Here is a 26,868-nt window from a genome sequence, read left to right as displayed (position 1 = left end):
GTTCGGAGCGGGTCATACCCGCGACTGTGACCTCGAAGCCTCAGTCGCGGGTATGACCCACTCCTACAAGGGTGGCAACAACGGCGGCAGACCTCAAAACTCCGCGCCCACCGTTACCCGCACTGAGCGCGGCTCGACCGGGTGGAAGTGGAAATCCGCAGCCCCTTCCGCCGGCTCGCCCGGCAAACGCGATTCGTAGTAATACGTGATGTCGTGATCGTGGCTGTTCAGCAGGTTCAGGATCTGCAGATTGCTCGTATACCGCTGCAGAAAGCGATAGCCGACCTGCCCGTTCAGCACCGTGGTCGACTTCGACCGCGCACTGTCGTCCTCGACCAGCGGACCCGGGCCGAGATGACGCAGCCGCAGGCCGCCGCTCCAGCCGCGCGTTTCCGGCACGGTCACGCCCAGTCCATAGATGCTGCCGATCGAATTCGGAATGCGGTCGCCGTCTTCCGAATCCAGCCGCGAATGCGCGTAGGCATAGTCGGCGTCCAGCAGCAGCCACGGAAACAGCTGGTAGGACGCGGACAACTCGAGGCCGCGCCGCCGGCTCGAACCGCTGGGCTCGTTGGCGCCGGCGTCGCCGACGTAGACCAGCTCGGAATCGAAATCGAGCTGCCACAGCGAGGCCGCCAGCGTCAGATGCGGAACGATGCCGCTGGACACGCCGATCTCGCTGCCGCGCGCCTTGACCAGCGGATCGACCTTGTTCTGAGGCACCGTCGCATCGAGCGGATCCACCGTCGTGGTGACGCCGCGCGCATCGTTGCTGTGAAAGCCCTGGCCATAGTTGAGATAGAACTGCGTGCGATCCCAGGGCCCGAAGATCAGCGCGACTTTCGGGCTGTAGATCGAGTCCTGGTCGCTACCGGAGTTGAGCGGCTGGCCCCTGGTCTGGTCTCTGCTGTCGACATCAAAAAAATAACGATCGGCGCGCGCGCCGATCTGCGAGCGCAACCACGGCAACCACTTCTGCGTACTGCTCAGGTACAGGCCGACGCTGCCTTCCTTGACCCGATCTTCGCGCACCGTCGACAGGCGTTGCCGCGCCTGCGTCAGATACAGGCCGACCGGATCGATATCGTCGTAGCGGCTCTGCAATCCGAGCGTGACATCGATCGGAATCGTCGTCGGAAGCAGCCAGTAGCGGCGCGCGTTGACGCCGTAGACCTTGCGATCGTCGAACTGGTTGAACTGGTCGCCGTGCTCGGAATCGGTCAGGAAATAGGTGAAATTGGAATACAGCTGCATACGATACTTCAGCGCATAAGCCTGGGCGCGCCAATTGCCGCCATCGGCCAGACCGCGGAACTCGAGATTGGCGCTGTAGCGGCCGACACTTCCGCCGTCGCTGGGATCGATGTAGCCGAGTCTATCGATCTCTCCACTATCGACGGCGCGCTGCGGAATCTGGTCCGGTGCCGTGTATTGGATGTCGTAGCTCATCAGCGACGCGGTGAAACCCTGCTGATCGTTGCCCTTATTGAAGCGCGCAATGGTGGCGTACTTGCGCACGTTCTCTTCCAGATCGAAAGGACCGTCGTAGTGCGTTGCCTGCGCGCCCAGCAGCAGCGTGCCGCCGAGCAGTGAGGGCGACGCGGCCAGCAAGGCGCTCTGGTAGCCGTATTCGCCGATCGTTACTTTTGCGATGTTCTGCGGCAGCGAATCGACATAGCGCAGGTTCGCGGAGCCGGCCGCGGCGAAGTCGCCAACATCGGCGGAATACGGGCCCTTGCGATATTCCAGCGAACCGATCAGCTCCGGAATGATGAAATTGATATCGGCATAGCCCTGGCCATGCGCATGCGTGCGCATGTTGACCGGCAACCCATCGACGTCGCTGTAGAAGTCGGTTCCGTGATCCAGGTTGAAGCCGCGCAGGAAATACTGGTTCGCCTTGCCCTCGCCGCTGTGCTGCGTGACCATCAGGCCTGGCACGAATTCGAGCAGTTCGCCGGCACGCGAGATCGGCCGCTCCGACAGCTGCTCGGCCGTGACATAGCCTTCGGTCGCGGAGCGCGACTCGTCCTGCAGGTCCGGCACGCCGATCACCGTGACCGGGTCGAGTTCGATCGGCACGCCACCCGCCATCAGCGGCACAGAAAATCCCAGGCACAAAACTGCCAGCCCGCCGGCGATGCACTTCTTCACTTCGATGCTTCCCGTTCTATTGCAGCGCTGTATAACGCAACGGTATGACGAACCAGTGACTCGTCATACTGCCATTCGAGCGCGGCCGCAGATGAATGCACAGGCGTCGCGCTTGCGTGGTAGAAATGCGCCGGCACGTCCACCAGCGAATCCGCCCATGCAGCGCTACACGATCTCCCTAGAAGACAAGCTGGCCGCACAGTTCGACGACTGGATTAGCCGCCACGGCTACCAGAACCGATCCGAGGCAGTGCGCGACCTGCTGCGCGACCGGCTCGGCAAGGAGGCACTCGACGACGCGCCTGCATCCAGCCAATGCCTCGCCTGTGTGTCCTACGTCTATGACCACCACGCACGTGAACTCGGCCGCCGCCTGACGAATGGCCAGCACCGGCATCACGACCTCACGGTGTCGACGCTGCATGTGCACCTGGATGCGGACCAGTGTTTCGAGGTCGCATTGCTGCGCGGTGAATCCGGGCAGGTGCTGATGCAGGCCGAGAGCCTGGTCGCCGAGCGCGGGGTTCGCCACGGCAAGGTGCATGTCGTACCGATAGCGAAAGCGATCTCCGCCGGACACAGCCACGCACCGAAACACCCGCGGACAGCAAAAGCTCGGTAACCAGCTTGATCTGGCGCAGTCCGGTTTACCGCTGATATCGTTTCAAAATCGCGGCGCAGCCTTGGCGCATGCCGCGATCATAATCAGCGACTGTATTGTGCAGTGTGTGCAGCTCTAAGCTGCGTTCCACGGCCGAGCTGGAACAGAAAAGGCGGGGCCGCATGCAGCGGCTCCGCCTTTTCTGTTGCCAACCCGTTTCTGCGGATCAGGCGTTCACGTCGACCACGACACGGCCGCGAATCTTGCCCGCGACGATGTCGGCGCCGGCAGCGGCCGCGTTACCAAGGCCGACCAGGGTGCTGATGGATTCCAGCGCCGAGGCGTCCAGGTCGCGCGCCAGCCGCTTCCACGCGGCTTCGCGCGGCGGCAGCGGCGCCATCACGCTGTCGATGCCCAGCAGCGACACACCGCGCAGAATGAATGGCGCCACCGAGCCCGGCAGGTCCATGCCCTGGGCCAGGCCGCAAGCAGCCACATAACCGCCGTAGCGCGTCTGTGCAAGGGCATTGGCCAGCGTGGCGCTGCCGACGCAGTCCACCACGGCCGCCCAGCGCTCTTTCTGCATCGGCTTGCCGGGAGCGGAAAGCGAGGCGCGGTCAATGATCTCGGCCGCACCGAGCGCCTTCAGATAGTCGGCCTCGCTGGCCTTGCCGCTGGAGGCCACAACCTTGAAGCCGAGTTTGCTCAACAGCGCGATCGCCACGCTGCCGACGCCACCGGTGGCACCGGTGACCAGGATCTCGCCCTGCGCAGGCGTAACGCCGTGCTTTTCCAGCGCATCGACGCAGAGGGCGGCGGTATAGCCGGCGGTACCGATGGCCATCGCCTGCTTCGCGCTGAAGGCTTCCGGCAGGCGGATCAGCCAGCCGGGATTGACGCGGGCCTTCTGGGACAATCCGCCCCAGTGGCCTTCACCAACGCCCCAGCCGTTGAGCACGACGCGGTCGCCTGCTTTCCACTGATCGCTGCTGCTGGATTCCACCACGCCGGCGAAGTCGATGCCGGGCACCATCGGGAACTTGCGCACCACCGGTGACTTGCCGGTGATGGCCAGGCCGTCCTTGTAATTGATGGTCGAGTATTCGACCTTCACCGTGACGGCGGCTTCGGGCAGCTGCGACTCATCGATATCGGTGACGGCGACGGCTTGCGCGGACTCGTTCTTCGTTATGAGCAGAGCTTTGAACATACTTTTCCTTTAGGCGCCAATATGCGGGTGAATGGAAGCCAGACGATCATAACCCAGTCAAACCGAATTCTGATAATCAACATCGATGTTGAGCAATGCAGAACCGTAGGTTGGGGTGAGCATAGCGAACCCCAACACTGGGTCCGCGCCGATGTTGGGGTTCGCTGCGCTCACCCCAACCTACTGGATTAGCCCGGCCAGACGCTGGCGAATGATCGCCTCGGCGTCGCGGACAATGCGTTGAATCAGCTCCGCGCAGGTCGGCACGTCGTGGATCAGCCCCTGTACCTGGCCGGCCCAGATCAGGCCGGCGTCGACATCGCCGGTTTCCAGCGCGACGCGGCCCTGCGCGCCTTTGACCAGATGCGCGATGTCCTCGAACTTGGCGCCCGGGTTCTTGAGGATTTCGACGACCTTGTCCGACACGCTGTTCTTGCCGACGCGCCCGGTGTTCTTCAGCGAGCGGAAGATCAGGTTGGTGCCGCGCTCGTCGTTGGCTACCAGCAGCTGCTTGATGTTGTCGTGGATCGGCGCCTCGACCGTGGCGCAGAACCGCGTGCCCATGTTGATGCCTTCGGCACCGAGCGCAAGCGCCGCCGCGAGCCCGCGGCCATCGCCGAAACCGCCGCTGGCGATCATCGGAATCTTGACCTGGTCTGCCGCAGCCGGGATCAGAACCAGGCCAGGGATGTCGTCCTCGCCCGGGTGGCCGGCGCATTCGAAGCCGTCGATCGAAATCGCATCGACACCCATACGTTCCGCCGACAGTGCATGGCGCACCGCCGTGCATTTGTGGACGACTTTGATGCCGTGCGCCTTGAAGTCGTCGACATGCTCCTGCGGCTTGTGGCCGGCGGTTTCGACGATCTTGATGTCGCTGTCGATGATCGCCTTGCGGTACTCCGCATACGGCGGCGGATTGACCGAGGGCAGGATCGTCAGATTGACGCCGAAAGGCTTGCTCGTCATCGAGCGGCAGCGCTCGATCTCGGCGCGCAGCGCGTCCGGCGTCGGCTGCGTCAGCGCCGTCAGGATGCCGAGGCCGCCGGCGTTGGAAACCGCGGCCGCCAGCTCGGCGCGGCCAACCCACATCATGCCGCCCTGTACGATCGGATGCTCGATACCGAACATCTCGGTGAAGCGAGTCCGCAGTGTCATTTCGCGGTCATCCGGATAGCGCCGTCGAGGCGGATGGTCTCGCCGTTGAGCATCGGATTCAGCACGATGCTTTCCGCCATCATCGCGTACTCGTCGGGCTTGCCGAGGCGGCTCGGGAACGGCACCTGCTTGCCCAGCGAGTCCTGCACTTCCTGGGTGAAGGATTCCATCAGCGGCGTCAGGAACAGGCCGGGCGCGATGGTCATCACGCGGATGCCGTAACGCGCAAGTTCGCGCGCGATCGGGATGGTCATGCCGACCACGCCGGCCTTCGAGGCCGCGTATGCGGGCTGGCCGATCTGGCCTTCGAAGGCCGCCACGCTCGCGGTATTGATGATCACGCCGCGCTCTTCGCCCAGCGGCTCCGCGTCGTACAGACGTGCTGCGAACTTTGACAGCACATTGAAAGTGCCGAACAGATTGATCGCGACAATCTTCGAGAACTCCGCCAGCGGCAGCGCCTTGCCGTCGCGGCCGATGACTTTGCCCGGCGGGCCGATGCCGGCGCAATTGACCAGAATGCGCGCCTTGCCGTGCACGCCTTCGGCCTCGATGATCGCCGCTTCCACGGCCGCCTCGTCGGTCACGTTCACCGCGACGAAATGCCCGCCGATGGCCGCCGCCTTGGCGCGGCCCAGATCGGCATTCAGGTCAAAGATCGTGACCTTGGCGCCCGCTTTTGCGAGGCGCTCCGCAGTCGCACCACCAAGTCCCGATGCGCCGCCGGTGACGATCGCCGCGGCTCCCTTGATCTCCATTTACTGATCCTTCCGGGCCTGTGCCCGACTCAATGCGAATTGCTGATGTTTTGTCATTCCCGCGCAGGCGGGAATCCAGGGACGTAGCCAGCCCCACTGGATTCCCGCTTTCGCGGGAATGACGTCGATACTGTCTAAAGCGCCCGCGCGATCACAATGCGCTGTATATCCGAAGTGCCTTCGTAGATCTGGCAGACGCGCACGTCGCGATAGATCTTGGCCACGCCGAACTCTTCGAGATAGCCGTAGCCGCCGAGCGTCTGGATCGCGCCGGAAACAACGGCTTCTGCGGTCTCGGAGGCGAACAGCTTGGCCATCGACGCCTCCTGCAGGCTGGGCAGACCGGCGTCCTTGGACGCCGCTGCGTGCAGCACCAGCTGGCGTGCGGCTTCGAGGCGCGTGGCCAGATCGGCCAGGCGGAAGCCCACCGCCTGGTGCCCAATGATCGCCTTGCCGAAGCTCCTGCGCTCCTTGGCATAAGCCACCGCGATGTCGAACGCGGCCTGCGCCATGCCGATGCACTGCGCGGCGATGCCGATGCGGCCCATTGCGAGGTTGGCGAGCGCGATGGCGTAGCCCGCGCCTTCCGCTCCCAGGCGCAGGCCGTCCTCGACAAACACATCATCGAAGCGGATCGCGCAGGTGTCCGATGCCTGCTGGCCGAGCTTGTGCTCGACCTTGTCCACGCGATATCCCGCCGATACCGTCGGCACGATGAAGCCGGTGATGCCACGCTTGCCGGCCGCAGGGTCGGTGACCGCGTAGACGATCGCGATACCGGCGATCTTCGCGGATGTTATGAATTGCTTGCTACCGGACAACCGGTAGCCGCCGTCGACCTTCTGCGCACGCATGCGCAGCGCCGCGGCATCCGACCCCGCGTCCGCTTCGGTAAGCGCGAAGGCACCGATCATGCGCCCGGCGATGAGATCGGACAGGAAGCGCTGTTGCTGTTCGGGCGTGCCGTCCTTGAGGACGCTGGCCACGATGAGGCTGTTCTGGATGCTGACGATAGTCGATAGCGCGCCGTCGGCCGCCGCGATTTCCATCAGCGCCAGCGCGTAGGAAACGTAGTCCGCGCCTGCGCCACCGACCTCCTCGGGCGCGGTCATGCCCATCACGCCGAGCGCGGCGAGCTGTTCGAACAGCGCCGATGGATAGCCGCGCGCCTCTTCGAAGGCGGCGCTATGCGGCTTGATGCGGTCCTGTGCAAACTCGCGGACGGCGTCGCGAATCGCCTGCTGCGTCTCCGTCAGGATCATGCCGCCGGGGTCCAGGTCGAGGTCAGCGCGTTTTCGGAAAGGTACTTGGTCGAACTCCAGCCGCCGTCGACGACGATGGTCTGGCCGTTGATGAAACTGCCGCCGGGCGAGCACAGAAAGGCGATCGTGCTGGCGATGTCTTCGATTTCACCCAGACGGGTATGCGGCGTCATCTCGACGTTGATTCTTTTGAAAAGTGGATCGTTGAGGCGGCCCTGCACCATCGGCGTAACGGTGACGCCAGGGGCAACGTTGTTGCTGCGGATACCGAGTGCGCCGTACTGGCAGGCGATGTGCCTGGTCAACGCATTGAGGCCGCCTTTCGCGGCGGTATAGGCACCGCCGCGACGGCCGCCGATGACGGCGAAAGTCGACGTGACGTTGATGATCGCGCTGCCCGGTTTCATGTGCGGAATCACATCGCGCGCCAGGCGAAACGGCGCGCGCAGCATCAGGTTCAGGAAACCGTCCAGCATGGCATCATCGGTTTCGTGCAGCGGCTTGGGGCTGCCCGCACCGGCGTTGTTGATCAGGAAATCGATGCGGTTCCAGTGCGACAGCGCGGCTTCGACGATGCGCTTGGGCGCATCGTCATCGGTGACGTCGACGGCGAGCGTCGCGATGCGTTCGGGATTGCCGATCGCGTTCTCGAGATCGGCGAGCTTGTTGGCATCGCGCCCTACGCCGAGCACCGCGATGCCCATGCCAGCCAGCTTGACGGCCGTGCCGAAACCGATGCCGCTGCTTGCGCCTGTAATGATGGCAACCTGCATTTCACCAACCCGCCTTCGTGTTCGCGATACGTGTATTGGCGGCTTCCAGCCCGCCTGCGACGGCGATCAGCACCTGCGTGCGTTTTAGCAGCAGATGCGGATCGGCTTCATCGCTGAAGCCGATGCCGCCATGGATCTGGATGTTCTTGCCGGCGTTCTCCACCGCCGCCGTACCGGCCACGAACAGCGCGCACTCCACCTGCAGTATCGCGTCTTCACGGCCCTCGTCGATCGCCACCGCGGCAAAGCCGACTTGATCACGCGCGCAACGCGCTGCGATCGCCATGTTCGCGCAGTGATGCTTGACGGCCTGGAACGTGCCGATCGGACGGCCGAACTGTTCGCGCAGACCGGCGTAATCCACGCCCATTTGCAGCGCGGTCTCGGCGATGCCCGCGAGCGCCGCCGCATCGATCAACCGCAGCCGCAGTATTCCGGCTTCGTCGAAGCGCGCCAGCGGCTCGCCGATGCTGCTCGCCTCGCCCAGGCTGGCCAGCCACAGCCGCTCGTCAAGGGGCTTTGCGTGCACAGACTCAAGCGAGTGCAGCGCAGCGCCGTCGGCCTCGCGCAGCAACAGCCAATCGGCGCCCGGGCTTTGCACGATGATGATGCGTTCGCCGCTGCGATAACCCGCCGCGATGCGCTTGCCCGACAGGCCGGTCGCGGCGCAATGCGCGGCGCCGAGAGTCGCGAGTACCGCAGGCGACGCGAGGCGACGCCCGAGCCCGATCACGATCAGCGCCTCTTCCGCAGCGCCGAGGCCGCTGCCACCCTGATCCTCACTGAGGCAGATGCCGAAGATGCCGGCCTGATCCAGGTGCAACCAGATATCCGCCGCCTCGTCGTTTGCAGCATGCAGGCGCGAAAGCGGCAGCAGTTCTGCAATCGTATCGTCCATCGCGCTTGCCAACGCCAACTGATCGGCGCTGGGATGGTAGCGGGTGTCAGCCTCCACGGGTCTTTTGCCTCGCCAAGAATTATCGTGCCGGTATATTGTATCGCGCTCGCCGGCCTGCTCACAGCTTGTCATCAACAGAGTTGTTGATAACCTGCGAGTCCGTCCCACGGGCAATAATTGGTATCTTTGCAGATTCCGCAAAGAGTCGCCTCGATGCCGAGTGAATGAATCCCAACTTGAACCCGAACTTGAACCCGAACTTGAGCGGCAGCCGCAAGCTGATCGCGGGCCGCTCGCTGCGCTGGAATGAGGATCGCGCGGCCCGCGCCTATGGCGACGGCCTGTGGGTCCTCAGCACCTTGGCTGATGCACTGCAGCAAGCCGCCCAGCTGACACCGGAACGTGTGCTGCTGGTGGACGGCGACCGCCGCATCGACTGCCGGACGCTGTACGCAGAGGCCTCGGCACTCGCACAGGCGATGCTGGCGCGCGCACCGGCCGGCAGCGTGGTGTCCTTCATGCTGCCCAACTGGCACGAGGCCGCGACCATCTACTTGGCCGCGACTCTGGCCGGCATGGCCGTCAACCCGATTCTGCCGTCGCTGCGCGACCGCGACACGCAGTTCATCCTCAAGGACGTCGCCAGCCGTTTCATTTTCATCCCCGCCGTTTTTCGCAAGTTCGACTACGCGGCGATGCTCAGCCGCGTGGTGACTCAACTCGATACGCCGCCGGATGTGGTCGTGCTGCGCGGCAACGCCGGCCCGCACCTGGCCTACGAGTCGCTGGTGAGCACGCCCGTATCCGCGCAACCGCTGCCGACCTTGGAGCCGGATGCGGTGCGCATGGTGATGTACACCTCGGGCACCACCGGGCGCTCCAAGGGCGTGCTGCATACGCACAACACGCTGCACGCGCTGCTGCGCCAGCTCGGCAAGCACTGGCTGGTCGAGCCCGGCGACAAGTTCCTGGTGCCCTCGCCGATCAGCCATATCGGCGGTTCGATTTACGCCTTCGAAGGACCGCTGCTGCTCGGCACTGCCGCCGTGGTCATGGACCACTGGGACGCGGATGCGGCAGTGAAAATCATTGACGCCGAGGCCTGCACGCACATGGCCGGCGCGACGCCCTTCCTGGAAGCGCTGCTGGCCGCGGCCGAGCGCGCGGGCACGCGCCTGCCCAGCCTGAAGCTGTTCGTCTGCGGCGGCGCCTCGGTGCCGCCCTCGCTGATCCGCAAGGCGGCGGACTATTTCGAGCGCGCAGTGGTCACGCGCGTCTACGGTTCCACCGAAGTGCCGGTGACTACCATCGGCGCCACCGCAGCCGGCGACACCGCGCACGGCGCGGACACCGACGGCCGCCCGGGCTTTGCCGACGTGAAGCTGATCGACCACGGTGCGGCCACCTTCTTTGAGGGCGAAATCTGTGCCCGCGGACCGCAGATGCTGGTCGGCTACTTGAACGTGGAGGACGAAACCACGGCCTTCGACGACGAAGGCTATTTCCGCACGGGCGACCTCGCGCGCTGGGTCGACGGGTCCTACCTGGTCGTCACCGGCCGGGCCAAGGACATCATCATCCGCAACGGCGAAAACATCTCGCCCAAGGAGATCGAGGATCTGCTGATCGGGCACCCGGAGATCGCCGAGGTGGCCGTCGTCGGAATTCCCGATCCGCGCACCGGTGAGCGCGCCGTTGCGGCAATCGTGCCCAAGGGCGGCCGCGGCCCCGATGTCGCCGCTCTGGGCGAATTCCTGGTCGCGCTGGGCGTGGCCAAGTTCAAGATTCCCGAGCAGGTGGTTCTATGGGACGCGCTGCCGAAGAACGACGCCGGCAAGGTGTTGAAACACCAGATTCGCGCAACGCTCACACAACAACAGAGATCATGATGGAGACCTTCGCATGACGGGCCCGATCTCGGCTTTCCGACAGGAGGCGCGCCGCTGGCTCGAAGCCAACGTGCCGTCCGAGCCCTCGCCGGAGGACGGCCCCGCCTCGCGCGAGTACGTGCTGAACTGGCAGAAGACGCAGGCCCGCGGCGGCTGGGCGGGCATTGCCTGGCCAAAGGAACTCGGCGGACGCGGCCTGTCGGTGCTCGAACAGATCGTCTGGTTCGAGGAGTACGCACGTGCCGGCGCACCCTCGCCGCTGAATGCCTCGTTCGTGATGCTCAACCATGCCGGGCCGACGCTGATCGCCTGTGGCACGCCGGAGCAGAAGGCCTATCACCTGCCGAAGATTCTCAGCGGCGATGTGCTGTGGTGCCAGGGCTTCTCCGAGCCCGGCGCCGGCTCCGACCTGGGCAGCCTCAAATGCCGCGGCCGCGTCGAAGGCGACGAACTGGTCATCGACGGCACCAAGATCTGGTCGAGCTTCGCCGACGTCGCCGAGTGGCAGGAACTGCTGATCCGCACTGATCCGACCGCGTCGACATCCAAGGCGCTGACCTGGGTGATCTGCCCGATGGACGCGCCGGGCATCACCGTGCGGCCGATCCGCACGATGGCCGGGCCGCACAAGTACTGCGAGGTGTTCTACGACGGCGTGCGCGTGCCGCTGGCCAACGTGGTCGGCGGCCTCAACAACGGCTGGGCGACGGCGATGTCGACGCTGAGCTTCGAGCGCGGCACCGCCGCGCTGGCGCTGCTGATCGGCTACACGCTCAAAGTGGAACAGCTGCTGGCAGCCTGCCCGCAGAATCGTCCGGAACTGCGCCTGCGCCTGGCGCGGCTGCGCGCGGAAGGCGCTTCGATCCGCGCCGCCACTTATCGGTTTGCGCTCGACTGCGAGGACTCCGTCCCCGACGCCAGCGGCTCGCTGATGCGCCTGAGCTTCGCCGAGTTCACCCAGCGCGTCGCCGCCGCGGCCATCGATCTTTACGGCATCGCCGCGCCCGAGGTGGTCGGCATGCACGGCTGGGGGCACGACTACCTGGACGTGTTCTCCGAAACCATCGCCGGCGGCACCGCGGAGATCCAGCGCAACATCATCGCGGAACGCGTGCTCGGCCTGCCGAAAGGGCCGCGGTAGGGCAACCGACGGGCTCCATTCGTAGGTCGGCAATCCTTTGCCGACGCAAGCCCGCGATTACGCATCGACGCACACGTCGGCAAAGGATTGCCGACCTACGACTCAATGGGTGGACGAGGCTCATGGATAACAAGCTGACGTTTGGTTATCTCTACGATTTCAGGAATCCGTTGCAATGGCGCCGGCCCTGGGCCGAGCTCTATGCCGGGATCCTGGACTTCGCCGCCTGGACCGAAAGCATCGGCTTCGACGGCGCCTGGGTGCCCGAGCATCACGGCGCCGAAGACGGCTACATGCCCTCACCGCTGATCGCGCTGGCGGCGATCGCGGCGCGCACCAGGACCATCAAGCTCGGCTCGGCGATCGCGCTGGCGCCGCTCTATCACCCGGTGCGTTTCGCCGAGGAATGCGCGGTACTCGATCACCTGTCCAACGGCCGGCTCGAAATGGCGGCCGCGATCGGCTACCGCCGGCGCGAGGCCGAGGCCTATGGCGTCGACTTCAGCAAGCGCGGCGGCCGCACCGACGAGTTCCTCGAAATCGTCACCCGGCTCTGGACCGGCGAGACGGTCTCGTTCGAAGGCAAGCACTTCAACATCAAGAACGCTTCGATCGCCCAGGTGCCGGCGCGCGGGCGCATTCCGCTGTACATCGGCGGATTCAACGAAAAGGCGATCGAACGCACGGCGAAGTACGGCGACGGCTATTTCGGCAATATGGACATCGTCGACCTGTACCTCGACAAGCTGCGCGCCGCGGGCAAAGACCCGGCCAGCGGACGCATCCGCATCCAGGGCCTGTTCGTCATGGTCGCGCACGATCCGGCGCAGGCGATGGACGAGCTGGCGCCCTACTTCCACCATGTGAACAACACCTACGGGCAGTGGCTCAACGAGGACCGGGGCTCGACCGGCGTCGAAGGCGCGGTGCTCAAACCGATGTCGCTGCAAGCGTTCAAGACCAGCGGCATCCTGAGCATCCTGACCCCGAGCCAGGCCATCGCCATGTTCAGGGAGATGCGGGCCAAAGTGCCGGTGGAGCACTTCATGATGATGCTGCCACCGGGACTCCCGCCGGCGCAGTTCAAGCCCTACGCCGAGGTCTTCGCCAAGGACGTGATGCCGGCATTCCGTTGAGATAGGCTGCGCGGCCAATGCAAGCTGCCGCGGAGTCCAAGCCCCATGCTCACCGATGATCGCCGTCTGAATTCACCGCAGTCGGTCACTCGGGTGATCCAGATTCTGGAAGCACTCTGCGCCAGCACCAAGCCGGTCAGCCTGGCGCAGCTCAGCCGCGTTCTCAGCGCGCCGAAAAGCAGCCTGGCGGCGCTGCTACGCGGCCTGGCGGACGCTGATTTCGTCGTGTCCTCGGACGGTGTCTTTCGTCTCGGGCCGGCTGCCTTCGGCCTCGGCAGCGCGCTGCTGGAAGCGCGGCGGAGCCTGCAATCCTCGGATCTGATCCGCGAGGGCATGCGGCGCCTGGCGGAGCGCTCAAACGAAACCGTGCTGTTCGGCGTCCGCGACAAGGGAACCGGCACGATGACCTACGTCGATGTCATCGAAAGCCGCAACGCGGTGCGCTTCGCCATCTCGGTCGGCGACCGGCGCCCCCTGTACTGCACCGCCGGCGGGCGAGCGCTGCTGGCGGCCTCTCCGGAAGAGGAACTGCGGCGCTATTTACGCAACCTCAAGCCGCAGGCACTGACGGCGGACACGGAAACCGACAAGCGCATGCTCGCCGAAGCGATCGCGCAGACGCGCGAAACCGGCGTGTCGCAAACCGTCGACCAGGCCTCCGAGGGCGCATCCGGAACCGCCAGCGTGATCCACGACGCCGCCGGAACCGTGATCGGCGCGCTGATCGTCGCGGCGCCCAGTTCGCGTTCAGTCAAAGGCCGGCGTGACGAGCTGGCGCGCCTGGTACTCGACGAGGTGGACCTGATCTCCGCCACGCTAGGCTATAGAAGACCAGCGCGCACCTGATGAGAGGTCGTAGGGCGGGAGCATCCCGCCTTTCACGGCAACACGACGGGATGCTCCCGCCCTACGGGTTTTAGGCCGGACCTTCTTCCGACACGACGACAATGGGTGCGGTCTCGACCACCGCCGCTGAAATGCCCACTTCCTCCAGCACGTCGTGCGTGTCGGCGCCGAGCGCCGGTGCGGGGCCGGCAACCTTGCCCGGCGTCTGCGAAAACCAGGTCGGGACACCCGGGAAACGCACCTTGCCCTGCGGCGTGTCGAGCGTCTCGAAAAAACCGACCGCGTTCAAATGTGGGTTGTCGAACAGCTCGTCAGTGGTGCGCAGCGGCGCCGCCGGGATGCCGAGCTTGAGCAGCAGATCCAGCCATTCCTGGGTGGTGCGCTCCAGGAAGGTTTCACCCAGCAGGCCGTAGACCTTGTCGATCTGCCGCGCGCGCTGCGCGAGCGTGGCCAGCTCGGGGCCGACCCAGGCGGGTTTCACCGCATCGACGAACAGCGACCAGTGCTTGTCGTTGTAGATCAGCGCGGCGACGTAGCCGTCCCTGGTGCGATACGGACGGCGGTTGGGCGCGACCGCGCGCGGATAGTGCGCCTTGCTCAGCGGCGGATCGAACATCGCGCCGTTGGCATGCTCGACCAGCATGAACGAGGCCATGGTCTCGAACATGCCAACCTCCACCTCCTGGCCCTCGCCGCTGCGCTCGCGATGAAACAGCGCCATCGTCGTGGCGTAAAGCACGGTCAGACCGGCAACCTTGTCCGCCATGATGGTGCCGACGAAATCCGCCCTGCCGGTCAGCAATTGCTGCACGTGGGTGAGCCCGCATTCCGCCTGCATGGTGTCGTCATAGGCCGGCTTGTCGCCGTCGGGACCGCGCCGGCTGTAGCCGTAGCAATTGGTGTAGACGATAGCCGGATTGATCGCGCAGACGTCGGCATAGCTGAAGCCTAGCCTCGCGATCGCCTTGGAGCGCATCGAGTGGATGAAGACGTCAGCGGTCTCGATCAGCGCCCGCAGCGCTTTCTTGCCCTCGGCGGTCTGCAGGTCGAGCATCACGCTGCGCTTGCCGCGGTTGACGTTGACGAACACGCCACTCAATCCAGGCGCAGGGCCCACCGAGATGTAACGGGTGTTGTCCCCGGCCGGAGGCTCGATCTTGATCACGTCCGCACCCATGTCGGCCATGATCTGGGTGCTGTAGGGCCCCATGACCATCGCGGTCAGATCAATCACCCGCACGCCGGCGAGCGGGCCGGTGCCCTTGTTGGGATTGATCATGATGTTCTCCTCTCAAGTATAAAAACGAGCGCCCTCCCCTGCGTGCGGGGGAGGGTTGGGGTGGGGGCATGAAGGCGCGGCGCTATCGTCTGCCCCCATCCCAACCTTCCCGCACGCGGGGGAAGGAGCAGGACGCATCTATGGTAAGGCATACGCATTCCGGTTTGCTGAGCTAATATCGGAACGATCGCCATCGCCCCTCAGGCGACGGCACGGAATCCCAGGCGGCTATTCCCGCCCTTTCAGACCAGAGTTCGAAACCATGGATTTCTCACTCACCCCGGACCAGCAGAACGTCAGGGACGCGATCCTCAAGCATTGCTCGCAGTACTCGCCCGAATACTGGCTGGAGCGCGATCGGGAAGGCGTCTTCCCGCTCGATTTCCATCAGTCGATGGCCGAAGCTGGCTGGCTCGGCATTGCCATGCCCGAAGCGGTCGGCGGCGCGGGACTCGGCATCACCGAGGCGGCGATCATGATGCAGGCGGTTGCCGAAGCCGGCGGCGGCATGACCGCTGCCTCCAGCATCCACGGCCCGGTGTTCAGCATGCAGCCGGTGTCGATCTTCGGCACCGAGGAACAGAAGCAGCGGATGATCCCGAAGGTATTGAGCGGCGAGGACCGCATCTGCTTCGCGGTCACCGAGCCCAATGTCGGCCTCGACACCACCAAGCTCAAGACACGCGCCGAAAAGCGCGACGGCGGCTATTGGGTCAACGGCGAGAAGATCTGGATTTCGGTCGCCCAGGTCGCCAACAAGATGATGCTGCTGGCGCGCACCACGCCGCTCGAAGACGTGAAGCGCAAGACCGACGGCCTGTCGCTGTTCTTCACCGATCTGGACCGCTCCAAGATCGAAGTGAAGCTGATCCACAAAATGGGCCGGCACGCGGTCGATTCCAACATGCTGTTCATCAACGACCTGTGGATTCCCGAGGAAGACCGCATCGGCAAGGAAGGCGACGGCTTCAAGATCATCCTGCACGGCCTAAATCCCGAACGCATCCTGCTCGGCGCAGAGGCGATCGGCATCGGCCGCGCGGCGCTCACACGTGCTGCCCAGTACGCCCGCGAGCGCATCGTGTTCGATCGCCCGATCGGCATGAACCAGGGCATTCAGCACCCGCTGGCGAAGTGCTGGATGCAGTTGGAGGCGGCCAACCTGATGGTGATGAAGGCGGCCACCTTGTTCGACAAAGGCGAGGAATGCGGCGTCGAGGCCAATGCTGGCAAGTATCTCGCGGCGGAAACCGCGTTCGAGGCCTGTCATACCGCGATGCTGACCTTGGGCGGCATGGGCTATGCGCAGGAGTATCACATCGAGCGCCTGCTGCGCGAAGTGCTGATCCCGAGGACCGCACCGGTCAGCCCACACATGATCCTGAATTACATCGCCGAAAAGGTGCTGGAGCTTCCGAAGTCCTACTGATAAGTTGCCGGGCAACAAAAAGCCCAACAGAGGAATGGCGGAACCCATGGCGAATCAGGAATCGAACTTCAACGCACGGTCATGGCTGTTCGCACCGGGCGACAGCGAACGCAAGATGGAGAAGGCGACCGCCAGCACCGCAGACATCGTCATCTTCGATCTCGAGGACGCAGTCACCGACGCGGAGAAACCCAAGGCGCGCGCCATGGTCACCGCGTTTCTCAAGGCCCAGACTGCGCATCGCGAGCGGCTGTGGGTGCGCATCAACCCGATCCAGACCGAGTACGCACTGGCCGACCTCGCCGCGGTGATGCCCGCCGCTCCGGCCGGCATCCTGTTCCCCAAGCCGCGCAGCCGCGCCGATGCCGAGTTGCTCGACCATTACCTGACCGCGTTCGAAGCCGCCGCCGGCACCGAGATCGGCTCGACCAAAGTCATGCTGCTGGTCACCGAAATGCCGGAGAGCATGCTCGCGATCGGCAGCTATGCCGGTGTGCCGCGCGTGGTCGCGATGACCTGGGGTGGCGAAGACCTGGCAACCGCGCTCGGCGCCAGCGACAACCGCGGCGATTACGGCGGCTACGACTTCACCTACGAGCTGGCGCGCAGCCTGTGCCTGGTCGGCGCGGCGGCGGCCGGCGTCGCCGCGATCGAAACCATCCACGGCGATTTCCGCGATGAAGCCGGCCTGCGCAAGCGCGCCGCGCAGATGCGGCGCGCCGGCTGGCGCGGCATGCTGGCGATCCATCCGGCGCAGATCGACGTGATCAACGAAACCTTCTCGCCGAGCGCCGAAGACATCTCGGCCGCGCAGCAAATCGTCGACCTGTTCGCCGCCAATCCGGGTGTCGGCACCATCGGCTTCAAGGGTGCGATGCTGGATCGCCCGCACCTGCTTCGCGCGCAGGCGCTGCTGAAGCTGGCGGCGAAATCGTGACGGTGAAGACCAACGCCGCAGGTCTGGATCTTCGCCAGTTCCTGAGGCCCGGCGACCGCATCGTCTGGGGTCAGGCCTGCGGTGAACCAACGACGCTGATCGAAACCCTGATCGCGCAGGCCGACAGCATCGGCGGCTTGTCCGCGTTCGCCGCCACCAGCTTCTCCAAGCTGCTGACGGTCGAGGCCGCGAGCAAGATCGCGCTGACCAGCATGGGCGCGATCGGCACGCTGCGCACGCTGACCGCCGCGGGCAAGCTCGGCATCGTGCCCTGCCACGTCAGCCAGATCGGCCCGATGATCGAGCAGGGCGTTATCGGCTGCGACGTCGCCTTCGTGCAGCTCAGCCCGGCCGATGCCGACGGCAACCACAGCTACGGCCTGATCGGCGATTTCGTGCAGGCGATGGTCGCGAAAGCGCGCGTCGTCATCGCCGAAGTCAACGACCAGGTGCCGTTCACTTGCGGCGATACGCTGCATGCTTCACGTATCCATTGCGCGGTGCAGGTATCGCGTCCGCCGGTGGAAGTCGCGGCGGCCAAGATCGGTGAAACCGACGAGGCGATCGCCAAGTTCGCAGCTGCCTATATCGAAGACGGCGCGGTGCTGCAGACCGGCGTCGGCGCGGTGCCCGATGCGATCCTGAGGCTGCTGCTGGATAGGCGCGATCTCGGCGTGCATTCGGGCATGCTCGGCGACGGCCTGGTCGACCTCGTCGAGGCCGGCGTCGTCACCAATGCGCGCAAGGCGATCGACACCGGCGTGTCGATCAACGGCGCCTTCATCGGCACCAAGCGCCTGTACGACTTCGCGCATCGCAACAAGAGCATCCGCATGTGCAGCACCGCGTATACGCACGACGCGGCGGTGCTGGCGCAACTCGATCGCCTGGTCACGATCAACTCCGCACTCGAAGTCGATCTCAGCGGCCAGGTGAATGCCGAACAGAGCGGCAGCGCTTACCTCGGCGGCACCGGCGGCCAGGTGGACTTCGTGCGTGCCGGCTCGCGTTCGCGCGGCGGCCGCTCGATCATCGCGCTGCCCTCGACCGCCAAGGGCGGCAGCATCAGCAAGATCGTCACGGGTCTGTCCGGCCCGGTGACGACCGCACGCAGCGATGTCGATGTGATCGTCACCGAGTTCGGTGCCGCCGAGCTCAAGGGCCAGACCCTGGCCGAGCGCACGCGCCGCCTGATCGCCATCGCGCATCCGAATTTCCGCGAGGAACTCGAGCGCGCGGCCCACGCCACTCTGACGCGAGGTTTCTGATGAGCGACGCAGTCCTGTTCGATGCCCGCGAAGACGGCATCGCGATTCTCACCATCAACCGGCCCGATACGCGTAACGCGCTGAGCCGCGAAGTCCGCGAAGGGCTGTTCGCCGCCTGGGATCGCTTCGAGCGCGACCCGGCCCTGCGCGTGGCGATTCTCACCGGCAGCGGCGAAAAAGCCTTCTGCGCCGGCGGCGATCTGAAAGAGATGGTCGAGCGCCAGCTGCAGGTGCCGCCGCGCGACATGTTCCCGATGCTCTACGACAACATCCAGGTGTCGAAGCCGACCATCGCCGCGGTCAACGGCGTCGCCTTCGCGGGCGGCTGGATGATCGCCCAGGGCTGCGACCTCTGCGTCGCCAGCACCGCGGCGAAATTCGCGATCACCGAGGTCAAGGTCGGCCGCGGCTCGCCCTGGGCCGCGCCGCTGATCCACATGATCCCGCAGCGGATCATGATGGAGATCATCCTCACCGGTAAGCCCATCACCGCGCAGCGCGCCTACGAGATCGGCCTGGTCAATCGCATCGCCGAACCCGCCGCGCTGATGGACACCGCCATCGAACTCGCCAAGGAAATTCTCGACGGCGCGCCGCTGTCGGTGAAAGCCGGCCGCGAGACGGTGATGCTGGCCACCGAAATGGGCCGTTCCGCCGCCCTGCAGGCGGCCCGCGCCGCGCACGAATACACCTACTGCAGCGACGACGCGAAGGAAGGCCCGAGCGCCTTCGCGGAAAAGCGCAAGCCACAGTGGAAGGGCCGGTAGGCGAGTGGCGGCAACTTAAAGGGACAATCCGCGGAACTGTCCGGCTCCTTACCCCGGTTGCGGGGGAAGGCTGGGATGGGGGCCAGACTCCACTCCGGCCCACCGCCGCCTGCCTGTAGCCTGTAGGTTGGGGTGAGCGCAGCGAACCCCAACATTGTTCCGCGCCGATGTTGGGGTTCGCTGCGCTCACCCCAACCTACACAGTTCAACCTATTAGCCCATGCCCACGCTCACCTTGTGGAATGGCTTGACACGACGGACGTGAGCGAACGCACTACGGAGTTCGTCGATGTGCTCGATCAGCGGAAAGGCCGTTGAATGTGAGCAAGAAGCGCGGTTATGGTTGTCGACTGAAACCTACCGGATACGCGCCAATGACAGAGCAACTCGACGTACACGTTCGGGGAAACATAGCACTCCTGCTGTTCCAGAATCCCCCTCAGAACTTCGCGACCGTGGGTCTGCTACGCCTGTTGGCCGATGCGCTCGAACGCCTGAATCAGGAGCCGCAGGTGCGCGCCGTCGTGCTCGCCTCCGAGGGCAAGTCGTTCTGCGCCGGTGCCGACCTGGTATCGCCCAACGGTTTTGGCGCGCAGGGCGACGATCCGCTACGCGAGTTCTACGACCAGGCGCTGCGCATCTTCGCCTCCCGCAAGCCCATCGTAGCGGCCGTACAGGGCGCGGCGATCGGCGCCGGACTCGGCCTGGCCGTCGCCGCCGATTTCCGCGTCGCGACGCCAGAGGCGCGCTTCTCCGCCAACTTCGTCAAGCTCGGCTTTCATCCGGGCTTCGGCCTCACCTGCACCTTGCCGCGCGTGATCGGGCATCAGCGTGCGACGCAGATGATGCTCAGCGCCGCCAGGTACAAGGCCGAAGAGATGCTGTCCTGGGGACTCGTCGACCGCATCGCCAGCACGGATTCGCTGCGTGAAGCCGCACTCGCCTTTGCCGGCGAGATCGCAGAGAACGCGCCGCTGTCGCTGCTCGCCACGCGCGCGAGCTTGCGCGGTGACCTGGCCGAGCAGGTCAGAACAACGCTGCTGCACGAGCACCGGGAACAGTTGAAGCTCAAAGTCACCGAGGATTTCGCCGAAGGCGTCCGCGCAATGGCCGAGCGCCGCGCGGGTGTGTTCATCGGCCGCTGAGAGCGGCGGCAATCTGTAAAACGTAGGTCGGCAATCCTTTGCCGACATGCACCCTCGGATGCGCAATCGCTGCCTCACGTCGGCAGAGGATTGCCGACCTACGTTTAAGGGCCTGCGCCCTTGCGGGCCATTTCGAAGCTGCGGCGAATGTGGTCGCTCTGACCCGTAGGCACGACAGCAAACACCCAGGGTGTGCCCGTCTCGCGGATGGCGCCCATCCGCTCGTCGACCTGCTCCACCGACCACGACGGCTGGTAGACCCCGGGAGTTTCCGCGATGTACATCTTCGCCAGGCGGCCGGCGATGGCCGCCATGATCTCGCCGGTGACCGAGCAGCGCTCGTGGGCCAGCCACGCCACCATCGGCGCGACCAGTTCGGGACCCATCGGCGGGTAGGCTGAGATATCCAGGCCTTCGGCCATGCGCGTCACCGCACCGGGCGCGATGATGTTGCACTTCACGCCTTCAGCCGCACCCTCGAGCGCCGCGACATTGCAAAGTCCGATCATGCCGGTCTTCGACGTCGCGTAGTTGACGACCTGGGCATTGCCATAGATGCCGCTGACCGACGAGGTCAGCACGATGCGGCCGTAACCGGCCTTGCACATCAACGGGAATGCGGGCCGCAGCACGTGAAAGGCGCCGCGCAGATGCACGTCGAGCACCGCATCGAAGTCCTCATAGCTCATGTCCTTCAACGGGGCTCGGCGCACATTGCCGGCGTTGTGGATCAGGATATCGATGCGTCGGTAGTGGTCGAGCGCCGTCTGCACGATCGCCTGGCCACCGTCGGGCGTTGCAACGGTATCGGTACAGGCCACCGCTTCACCGCCCGCCGCCCTGATCTCGTTGACGACCTCCTGCGCCGGCCCGATGTCGACGCCCTCGCCCTGCAGGCTGACACCCGGATCGTTGACGACGACTTTTGCGCCCTTGGACGCAAGCAGCAAGGCATAGGCGCGGCCCAGGCCGCGGCCGGCTCCGGTGATCACGGCCACGCGATTGTCGAATCTGAGTTCAGACACGGAAAACTCCTCTCCATTTTTTTGGACGCACGGCCGAAGCTTAGCTGATCAGCACTGGTGTTTTCTTCGTCCGACCCGTGCCCGGACTCAGGCCACGACTTTCGACATACGCAGTGCGTGAATCTGTTCGGCCGTCAGCCCCAGGATGTCTCTGAGGATGTCGTCGGTGTGCTGGCCCAGCACCGGCGGCGCTGCCGGATCGGGTTGCCGGTCGCCCGGGAATTTGATCGAGCGACTCACGATCGGGATCTTGCCCAGAACCTGATGATCCGCCTCGACCACCATTTCCCTGGCCACCGCCTGAGGTTGCGCCAGCGCCTCCCTGATCCCGAGTATCGGCGCATGCGGAACCTGGTATTCCTCCAGGATCGCCGCGAGTTCGTCGACCGATTTCTGCGAGGTCACCTCGGAGATCATCTGGTTGACCAGGTCGCGATGGTCGCGGCGTTTCTGCAGGCTGTCGAAGCGGGGATCCAGGATCCGCTCCTGCAGGCCCAGCGCCTTGCAGATGCGCTCCCAGAAACTGTTGGTCAGGCAGGCGATGATGATCGAGCCATCCCTGGCCGGAAACACGCCGTAAGGCACCAGGTTGGGATGCTGCGAACCCTGCGGCTTGGGATCTTCGCCGGTGAAGAACGCGAGTTGCGCCAGGTAACCGAGCATGCCGATGACGCCGTCGAGCAGGCTGATATCGATCAGACGTCCGCGGCCGGTCACACTGCGCTCGTACAGCGCCGCGAGGATGCCGATAGGGCCGTTGACACCGCCGACCAGATCGCCGAGCGGAATGCCGAGTTTCGTCGGCAGGCCGCCCGGTTCTCCGTTGACGCTCAGGGCACCGGACAGCGCCTGCACGACGATGTCGAAAGAAGGCCGGTCCCGCAACGGGCCGGTCATGCCGAAGCCGGATATCGCGCAGTAGATCAGCCGTGGATTGATTACGGAAAGCGCCTCGTATCCCAGCCCGAGACGATCCATCACGCCGGGCCGATAGTTCTCGACCAGGATGTCGCACTTCGCTGCCAGGTCCTTGGCCAGGGCCAGGCCGGCCTCGGTTTTCAGATCGACGACGATGCTTTTTTTGCCGCGATTGCCGCTGATGAAGTAATGGCTCACTTCCTCGCGAAACGGCGGAAAAGTGCGGGTGTCGTCGCCGGCTCCGGGCGGTTCGATCTTCAGCACCTCGGCGCCCAGGTCGGCCAGCGCCAGCGAGGCCGCGGGGCCGGCCAGCACGCGGGTGAAGTCGAGTACGCGGATGCCCTGTAGTGGCCCGGCCCAGTTGGATTTCGTATCTTGCATGGACCTTAATCCTGCGAACCGAAGTTTGAAACCGTCATTCCCGCGCAGGCGGGAATCCAGTTTTTCGACCGGCCTCTGGATTCCCGCCTTCGCGGGAATGGCAGCCGGGTAGGAGGGCTCATAAACGGCGAATCCCCGACAGCGCTCGCATCATGCGGCACTGCCGGGGATGGTCTACCGCAAGACTTAACTTACTGGGTGCCGCGGCTCGGCAGCTCGACGAGCGCAACGCCGCTCGCGGACAGCTCATCGCGATGGGTAATGGCCTTCTGGCTGATTTCGACCAGATGCCTGCCGTCCTCGACATACTTGCGAGTCACGACACCGTCGATGAAGATCACGTCGCCGTCCGGATTGTGGCGACGGATCTGGCACTTGCTCTTGCGCAGGAAGCCATCGTCACCCATCCAGTTGGTGAGCTGATGCGTCAGCCAGGAGCAACGCTCGGGCCCGTAGTCGTACGCGCCCGGCGCGCCGACTTCGAGCGCGAACGCCTCGTCCCAATGCACGCGCTCGGGGCAATCCGGCACGCCGAAGCGGTTCTTGATGCCCAGGCCGGGATGCTTGGTCTGCATCTTCCAGGCGAGCTTGTTGGCGCGGATGTAGAGGCCACCCCAGCCCTGCGCGTAACCGATGAAACCGGTCACCGTCATCGGGCCCTTCATCATGCGCGGGATGATCTGGCCGTCCTTGACGTCTTCCCAGTAACGGATGTTGGCGCCGCGGATTTCCTCGGCCTCGTAGAGCTTGCCGTACTCGGCGAGCTGCTCGTCGGTGAACTTCTCGACGCGGCCGCGGGCCTCGGTGTACTTGGTGCCGCGCTCTCGCGCTTCGTCACGGTCGGTGCGGAAGACCCAGGAATCGGCCTCGGCCACTTTTTCGCCCTTGACGAAGAAGTCGACATGATAGATCTGCTGGAACGAGCGGCCGGCGAAGCGCGTGTTGTGCTCGATCAGATCCTTCAGATAAGCCTGCGTGGTGACGACGTCGTCACGCAGTACCGGCTTGTGCCAGGTCCAGTCGGCACCGGCCCACATGGCGTGAACGCCGGACAGGCCGCCGCAATAGCCCGAGACGATGCGGCTGGTCGAGAACAGAAAGCTCGGCAGCGCCACGACGCCACCGAACTTGGTCTTCGCCGCATAGGCCGGATCGCACCACAGCGGGTTGTCGTCGCCGATGCCGTGTGCGTAGTGGCGAATGCCGTCGCGTGTGGCCTCGAAATTCCAAGGCTCGACCGTATCGGTGATGGGAACGCCGATGCGCTTGCGGAGGTCCGCAAGCCCTTCTTCGGTGATTTTGGGGAAACGATTGCTGCCGTCAGCCATGGTGGTTCTCCTTGAGTTCTTTCAGTTGATCTTTGCTTGTGCGGCTTCGCGATCGCGCAGGACCTTGCGATGTACCTTGCCTGCGGGGGTCTTGGGCAGCTCACTCGCAAACGCAATGTGGCGCGGGAATTCGTGCTGACTCAGCCGCTCGCGCGTGAAGGTTTTCAGCTCGTCGACAAATTCTTCACTGGGCGCGCGCGCGCTGACGACGAAGGCTTTCGCGACCTGGCCGCGAGTCGCATCCGGCACGCCGATCACCGCGGCTTCGCGCACGTCGGGATGTTTGAGCAGAGTGGCTTCTATCTCGACCGCGCTCATCGTCCAGCCCGCGGAGATGATCACGTCGTCGGCGCGACCACAGTGATAGAGATAGCCTTCCTCATCGACTTTGGCGAGGTCCTTGGTGGTCTCCCAGTGATCGCGCTTCCACAGCATCAGCTCGCCGACCACGCCGGGGTCCGACTCCGTTCCATCCGGCTTCTGCACCTGCAGCTTCAGGCCGGGAATCGGCTTGCCGAGTGAGCCGGGCTTGACCACGAAATCTTCCGCGCCGGGATAGTTGACCAGCACCACGCCGATTTCGGTGGTGCCGTACATGCTGCAGGCCGGCACATGGAAAGTCTGGTCGATGAACTCCAGCGTCGCCGGATCGATAGGCTCGCCGGTGAACGACAGTTTCTTGAAATGGAACTTGAACTCGGCCGCCTTGCCGGTGTTCTTCATCATCCGGTAGTGCGTGGCGGCCGCGGACATGTTGGTGATCTTGTAATCCTGCAGCGCCTTCATCAGCCGCACCGCATCGAAGCGGCCGGCGAAAGTGCCGGTGGTGACGCCCAGCCCCAGCGGCGCCAGCGTGCCATGCCAAAGACCGTGGCCCCAGGCCGGAGACGAAGGACAGAAGTACTCGTCGCCCGGCCGGATACCGGTGCCGTACAGCGCCGCGAACATCAGCGTCACCAGGGCGCGATGCGTATGTTTGACCGCCGCCGGCAATTCGCGCGTGGTGCCGGAGGTGTACTGGAAGACGGCCATGTCGTCAGCGCGCGTCTTCGTCTCGAACGTGCTCGGCAGGCTCGCCATCTCCTGGAGCAGGGCGTTATTCGCGACGACCACGCGGACGCCTTCGATCTGATTGGCGATCGCCGCCTTTTCCGCATTGGTGATCAGCAACTTCGGCTTGCAGTCGTCGAGGCGCAGGCGCAGGCCATCGAGCCCGAACAGCGTGAACATCGGCACGCTGATCGCGCCCATCGTGATCGCGCCGAACAGGCTCAAATAGAACGGCAGTGAGGGCTCCAGCATGAAGGCGATGCGGTCGCCCGGCTGAACACCGTTGTTGACCAGCCAGTGCGCGAAACGAGCAGAGCCGGCCGCAATCTCGTCGAAGCTCAGAATCTCGTCGACACCGCCGGCATGCGCAATACGTACGGCCGCGCGACCCGAGCCATCCGCATGGCGAGTGATGCATTCGTTGGCGATGTTGAGGTATTCGCGATTTCCGTCAAACAGCTCCCACAGCGCGTTTGAATTGGCGTGCGCCTGGGCGTCTGCGTAGCGTTTGTATTCAGTGAGCTTGAGCATCGATCTAGTGATTTTTTGTTCGAACCTACTGCGAGTCTGCAGGGCCGCTCGAAGTGGCGAGACTATGCCGCAAGCCATAATTCATTGCAAATACAGAATAAGATTCTATATATTGAACAAACCGCCTCCCCGACGAGTTTCCCAATGACAGAACAAGGGCCACGCACCCCGCGGCCGGATCGTGATCTCGCCAAAGCCATGGAAGCGAGCAAGGCACCGGCGATTTCGCGAGCGGCGGCGGTCTTGCGCCTACTCGGAAAAAGCGATGTACCGCTCGGTCTGCAAGCCATCGCACGCGAGTTGGGACTGGTGCCGAGTACCTGCCTCTACGTGCTCAGGGCCCTGGTCGCCGAGGAGTTCGTCGCCTTTGACGCCGATACCAAACGGTATTCGCTCGAGGCCGGAGTTCTGACACTCGCGCGGCACTGGCTCAGGCGCGACCGCTTCAACGACCTGGCCCAGCCGATGCTGGATCGCATCAGCCGAAGCTTCGAAGTGACGATGCTCGGCGTGCATATCGTCGGCCTCGACCACATCATCGTCGTCGCCGTTTCACAGTTGGGGCCCAACTTTCAGCTCAGCGCACAAATCGGAAGCCGCTTTCCGGGGCTGATCAGCGCGACCGGCCGCTGCATTGCGGCCTTCGGAGATCACTCCGAAGCCGAGCTGGAGGCGAGGTTCAAACTGCTGCGCTGGGATGAACCACCCACGCTGGATGAATGGAAAGCGCAGGTCAGGCAGACACGGCTCCAAGGGTTTGCCATCGACGATAGCAACTACATTGCGGGGGTGACCGTGCTGGCGGCGCCGGTCTGGAAAACACGCGCGAAGCTAAGCCACGCCCTGGTCGCCATCGGTATCGGCAGCGCCCTGAAACGGGCAGGCCTCCCGGATCTGCAGGCGGCCCTCGCTTCCGCTGCAAAGGAGCTGTCCAGCCAGCTCAGCGGCGAAGCATCGGCTTAACGAATGCGCCAATCAGCCCGC

At 64.6% G+C, this 26,868-nt stretch carries 23 protein-coding genes; 11 read left to right on the top strand and 12 right to left on the bottom strand.

Going from position 1 to position 26,868, the window contains the following annotated elements; translation table 11 throughout:
* Positions 1-93: 93 nt before the first annotated feature.
* On the bottom strand, positions 94-2,154 hold the full coding sequence (locus tag JWQ90_RS14535; protein WP_299695472.1) for a TonB-dependent receptor: 2,061 nt from the start codon (positions 2,152-2,154) through the stop codon (positions 94-96).
* A gap of 157 nt (positions 2,155-2,311) precedes the next feature.
* Here JWQ90_RS14535 and nikR point away from each other — a divergent pair, with 157 nt between their 5' ends.
* Positions 2,312-2,776 carry a nickel-responsive transcriptional regulator NikR gene (gene nikR / locus JWQ90_RS14530; RefSeq protein WP_299695470.1) on the top strand — a complete coding sequence of 155 codons (465 nt, stop codon included), beginning with the start codon at positions 2,312-2,314 and terminating at the stop codon, positions 2,774-2,776.
* A 205-nt stretch (positions 2,777-2,981) separates the two neighbouring features.
* On the opposite strand, the gene JWQ90_RS14525 is transcribed toward nikR, so the two are convergent.
* The 6 genes from JWQ90_RS14525 to JWQ90_RS14500 form a co-directional block, all read right to left on the bottom strand.
* Entirely contained in the window at positions 2,982-3,965 is a 984-nt protein-coding gene (locus tag JWQ90_RS14525) for an MDR family oxidoreductase (protein WP_299695468.1), read from the bottom strand.
* A gap of 180 nt (positions 3,966-4,145) precedes the next feature.
* A complete protein-coding gene (locus JWQ90_RS14520; RefSeq protein WP_299695466.1) occupies positions 4,146-5,123 on the bottom strand; it encodes a nitronate monooxygenase family protein in 978 nt (325 codons plus the stop codon).
* Complete coding sequence (locus JWQ90_RS14515) at positions 5,120-5,881, bottom strand: SDR family NAD(P)-dependent oxidoreductase (RefSeq protein ID WP_299695464.1); 762 nt, start codon at positions 5,879-5,881, stop codon at positions 5,120-5,122. Before JWQ90_RS14515 ends, JWQ90_RS14520 begins: the two co-directional genes overlap by 4 nt.
* 134 nt (positions 5,882-6,015) lie before the next feature.
* On the bottom strand, positions 6,016-7,143 hold the full coding sequence (locus JWQ90_RS14510; protein ID WP_299695462.1) for an acyl-CoA dehydrogenase family protein: 1,128 nt from the start codon (positions 7,141-7,143) through the stop codon (positions 6,016-6,018).
* Positions 7,140-7,916 carry an SDR family oxidoreductase gene (locus tag JWQ90_RS14505; RefSeq protein WP_299695460.1) on the bottom strand — a complete coding sequence of 259 codons (777 nt, stop codon included), beginning with the start codon at positions 7,914-7,916 and terminating at the stop codon, positions 7,140-7,142. The genes JWQ90_RS14510 and JWQ90_RS14505 overlap by 4 nt, the downstream gene beginning before the upstream one ends.
* Position 7,917: 1 nt before the next feature.
* The gene (locus JWQ90_RS14500; protein WP_299695459.1) at positions 7,918-9,015 is read right to left on the bottom strand and encodes an acyl-CoA dehydrogenase; all 1,098 of its coding nucleotides are present in this window, start codon (positions 9,013-9,015) and stop codon (positions 7,918-7,920) included.
* Positions 9,016-9,038: 23 nt separating this feature from the next.
* Here JWQ90_RS14500 and JWQ90_RS14495 point away from each other — a divergent pair, with 23 nt between their 5' ends.
* From JWQ90_RS14495 to JWQ90_RS14480, 4 genes are all read left to right on the top strand, one after another.
* Complete coding sequence (locus JWQ90_RS14495; protein WP_299695458.1) at positions 9,039-10,703, top strand: AMP-binding protein; 1,665 nt, start codon at positions 9,039-9,041, stop codon at positions 10,701-10,703.
* Between the two features lie 13 nt (positions 10,704-10,716).
* On the top strand, positions 10,717-11,844 hold the full coding sequence (locus tag JWQ90_RS14490) for an acyl-CoA dehydrogenase family protein (protein WP_299695457.1): 1,128 nt from the start codon (positions 10,717-10,719) through the stop codon (positions 11,842-11,844).
* 122 nt (positions 11,845-11,966) lie between these two features.
* Positions 11,967-12,980: an LLM class flavin-dependent oxidoreductase gene (locus tag JWQ90_RS14485; RefSeq protein WP_299695456.1), complete on the top strand. Its 1,014-nt coding sequence runs from the start codon at positions 11,967-11,969 to the stop codon at positions 12,978-12,980.
* 45 nt (positions 12,981-13,025) lie between these two features.
* A complete protein-coding gene (locus tag JWQ90_RS14480) occupies positions 13,026-13,826 on the top strand; it encodes an IclR family transcriptional regulator (protein ID WP_299695455.1) in 801 nt (266 codons plus the stop codon).
* A gap of 70 nt (positions 13,827-13,896) precedes the next feature.
* On the opposite strand, the gene JWQ90_RS14475 is transcribed toward JWQ90_RS14480, so the two are convergent.
* Positions 13,897-15,105, bottom strand: a complete 1,209-nt coding sequence (locus JWQ90_RS14475) for a CoA transferase (protein ID WP_299695454.1) — start codon at positions 15,103-15,105, stop codon at positions 13,897-13,899.
* A gap of 262 nt (positions 15,106-15,367) precedes the next feature.
* On the opposite strand from JWQ90_RS14475, the gene JWQ90_RS14470 reads away from it, so the two are divergent.
* From JWQ90_RS14470 to JWQ90_RS14450, 5 genes are all read left to right on the top strand, one after another.
* Positions 15,368-16,534, top strand: a complete 1,167-nt coding sequence (locus tag JWQ90_RS14470; RefSeq protein ID WP_299695453.1) for an acyl-CoA dehydrogenase family protein — start codon at positions 15,368-15,370, stop codon at positions 16,532-16,534.
* Between the two features lie 46 nt (positions 16,535-16,580).
* Positions 16,581-17,471, top strand: coding sequence for a CoA ester lyase (locus tag JWQ90_RS14465; protein ID WP_299695452.1), 891 nt, complete (start codon positions 16,581-16,583; stop codon positions 17,469-17,471).
* The gene (locus JWQ90_RS14460; protein WP_299695450.1) at positions 17,468-18,739 is read left to right on the top strand and encodes an acetyl-CoA hydrolase/transferase C-terminal domain-containing protein; all 1,272 of its coding nucleotides are present in this window, start codon (positions 17,468-17,470) and stop codon (positions 18,737-18,739) included. Before JWQ90_RS14465 ends, JWQ90_RS14460 begins: the two co-directional genes overlap by 4 nt.
* On the top strand, positions 18,739-19,506 hold the full coding sequence (locus JWQ90_RS14455) for an enoyl-CoA hydratase-related protein (RefSeq protein WP_299695448.1): 768 nt from the start codon (positions 18,739-18,741) through the stop codon (positions 19,504-19,506). The genes JWQ90_RS14460 and JWQ90_RS14455 overlap by 1 nt, the downstream gene beginning before the upstream one ends.
* Before the next feature lie 374 nt (positions 19,507-19,880).
* Positions 19,881-20,651 (top strand): enoyl-CoA hydratase/isomerase family protein, encoded by a 771-nt coding sequence (locus JWQ90_RS14450; RefSeq protein WP_299695446.1) that lies wholly within the window; start codon positions 19,881-19,883, stop codon positions 20,649-20,651.
* A gap of 104 nt (positions 20,652-20,755) precedes the next feature.
* Here JWQ90_RS14450 and JWQ90_RS14445 read toward each other — a convergent pair whose 3' ends face one another.
* From JWQ90_RS14445 to JWQ90_RS14430, 4 genes are all read right to left on the bottom strand, one after another.
* Positions 20,756-21,676 carry an SDR family NAD(P)-dependent oxidoreductase gene (locus JWQ90_RS14445; RefSeq protein ID WP_299695444.1) on the bottom strand — a complete coding sequence of 307 codons (921 nt, stop codon included), beginning with the start codon at positions 21,674-21,676 and terminating at the stop codon, positions 20,756-20,758.
* 87 nt (positions 21,677-21,763) lie between these two features.
* Positions 21,764-22,975 carry a CaiB/BaiF CoA-transferase family protein gene (locus JWQ90_RS14440; RefSeq protein ID WP_299695442.1) on the bottom strand — a complete coding sequence of 404 codons (1,212 nt, stop codon included), beginning with the start codon at positions 22,973-22,975 and terminating at the stop codon, positions 21,764-21,766.
* Between the two features lie 191 nt (positions 22,976-23,166).
* Positions 23,167-24,303, bottom strand: a complete 1,137-nt coding sequence (locus JWQ90_RS14435; RefSeq protein WP_299695440.1) for a MaoC family dehydratase N-terminal domain-containing protein — start codon at positions 24,301-24,303, stop codon at positions 23,167-23,169.
* A 21-nt stretch (positions 24,304-24,324) separates the two neighbouring features.
* Positions 24,325-25,884 (bottom strand): AMP-binding protein, encoded by a 1,560-nt coding sequence (locus JWQ90_RS14430; protein WP_299695438.1) that lies wholly within the window; start codon positions 25,882-25,884, stop codon positions 24,325-24,327.
* A 198-nt stretch (positions 25,885-26,082) separates the two neighbouring features.
* On the opposite strand from JWQ90_RS14430, the gene JWQ90_RS14425 reads away from it, so the two are divergent.
* Entirely contained in the window at positions 26,083-26,847 is a 765-nt protein-coding gene (locus tag JWQ90_RS14425) for an IclR family transcriptional regulator C-terminal domain-containing protein (RefSeq protein ID WP_299695436.1), read from the top strand.
* The last annotated feature ends 21 nt before the right edge of the window (positions 26,848-26,868 follow it).

This window comes from Hydrocarboniphaga sp. (assembly GCF_028291725.1).
Classification (GTDB): domain Bacteria; phylum Pseudomonadota; class Gammaproteobacteria; order Nevskiales; family Nevskiaceae; genus Hydrocarboniphaga.
The sequence above is the reverse complement of the archived record's forward strand: the minus strand, read 5'-3'. Positions and strand labels throughout refer to the sequence as shown.

Excerpts from the sequence above, each read along its gene's own strand:
- JWQ90_RS14455 (WP_299695448.1), top strand. The coding sequence starts at position 18,739 with ATGAGCGACGCAGTCCTGTTCGATGCCCGCGAAGACGGCATCGCGATT.
- JWQ90_RS14470 (WP_299695453.1), top strand. The coding sequence starts at position 15,368 with ATGGATTTCTCACTCACCCCGGACCAGCAGAACGTCAGGGACGCGATC.
- JWQ90_RS14510 (WP_299695462.1), bottom strand. The coding sequence starts at position 7,143 with ATGATCCTGACGGAGACGCAGCAGGCGATTCGCGACGCCGTCCGCGAG.
- JWQ90_RS14505 (WP_299695460.1), bottom strand. The coding sequence starts at position 7,916 with ATGCAGGTTGCCATCATTACAGGCGCAAGCAGCGGCATCGGTTTCGGC.
- JWQ90_RS14495 (WP_299695458.1), top strand. The coding sequence starts at position 9,039 with ATGAATCCCAACTTGAACCCGAACTTGAACCCGAACTTGAGCGGCAGC.
- JWQ90_RS14490 (WP_299695457.1), top strand. The coding sequence starts at position 10,717 with ATGACGGGCCCGATCTCGGCTTTCCGACAGGAGGCGCGCCGCTGGCTC.
- nikR (WP_299695470.1), top strand. The coding sequence starts at position 2,312 with ATGCAGCGCTACACGATCTCCCTAGAAGACAAGCTGGCCGCACAGTTC.
- JWQ90_RS14435 (WP_299695440.1), bottom strand. The coding sequence starts at position 24,303 with ATGGCTGACGGCAGCAATCGTTTCCCCAAAATCACCGAAGAAGGGCTT.
- JWQ90_RS14475 (WP_299695454.1), bottom strand. The coding sequence starts at position 15,105 with ATGATCAATCCCAACAAGGGCACCGGCCCGCTCGCCGGCGTGCGGGTG.
- JWQ90_RS14430 (WP_299695438.1), bottom strand. The coding sequence starts at position 25,884 with ATGCTCAAGCTCACTGAATACAAACGCTACGCAGACGCCCAGGCGCAC.
- JWQ90_RS14515 (WP_299695464.1), bottom strand. The coding sequence starts at position 5,881 with ATGGAGATCAAGGGAGCCGCGGCGATCGTCACCGGCGGCGCATCGGGA.
- JWQ90_RS14450 (WP_299695446.1), top strand. The coding sequence starts at position 19,881 with ATGACAGAGCAACTCGACGTACACGTTCGGGGAAACATAGCACTCCTG.
- JWQ90_RS14485 (WP_299695456.1), top strand. The coding sequence starts at position 11,967 with ATGGATAACAAGCTGACGTTTGGTTATCTCTACGATTTCAGGAATCCG.
- JWQ90_RS14520 (WP_299695466.1), bottom strand. The coding sequence starts at position 5,123 with ATGACACTGCGGACTCGCTTCACCGAGATGTTCGGTATCGAGCATCCG.
- JWQ90_RS14480 (WP_299695455.1), top strand. The coding sequence starts at position 13,026 with ATGCTCACCGATGATCGCCGTCTGAATTCACCGCAGTCGGTCACTCGG.
- JWQ90_RS14465 (WP_299695452.1), top strand. The coding sequence starts at position 16,581 with ATGGCGAATCAGGAATCGAACTTCAACGCACGGTCATGGCTGTTCGCA.
- JWQ90_RS14525 (WP_299695468.1), bottom strand. The coding sequence starts at position 3,965 with ATGTTCAAAGCTCTGCTCATAACGAAGAACGAGTCCGCGCAAGCCGTC.
- JWQ90_RS14425 (WP_299695436.1), top strand. The coding sequence starts at position 26,083 with ATGGAAGCGAGCAAGGCACCGGCGATTTCGCGAGCGGCGGCGGTCTTG.
- JWQ90_RS14440 (WP_299695442.1), bottom strand. The coding sequence starts at position 22,975 with ATGCAAGATACGAAATCCAACTGGGCCGGGCCACTACAGGGCATCCGC.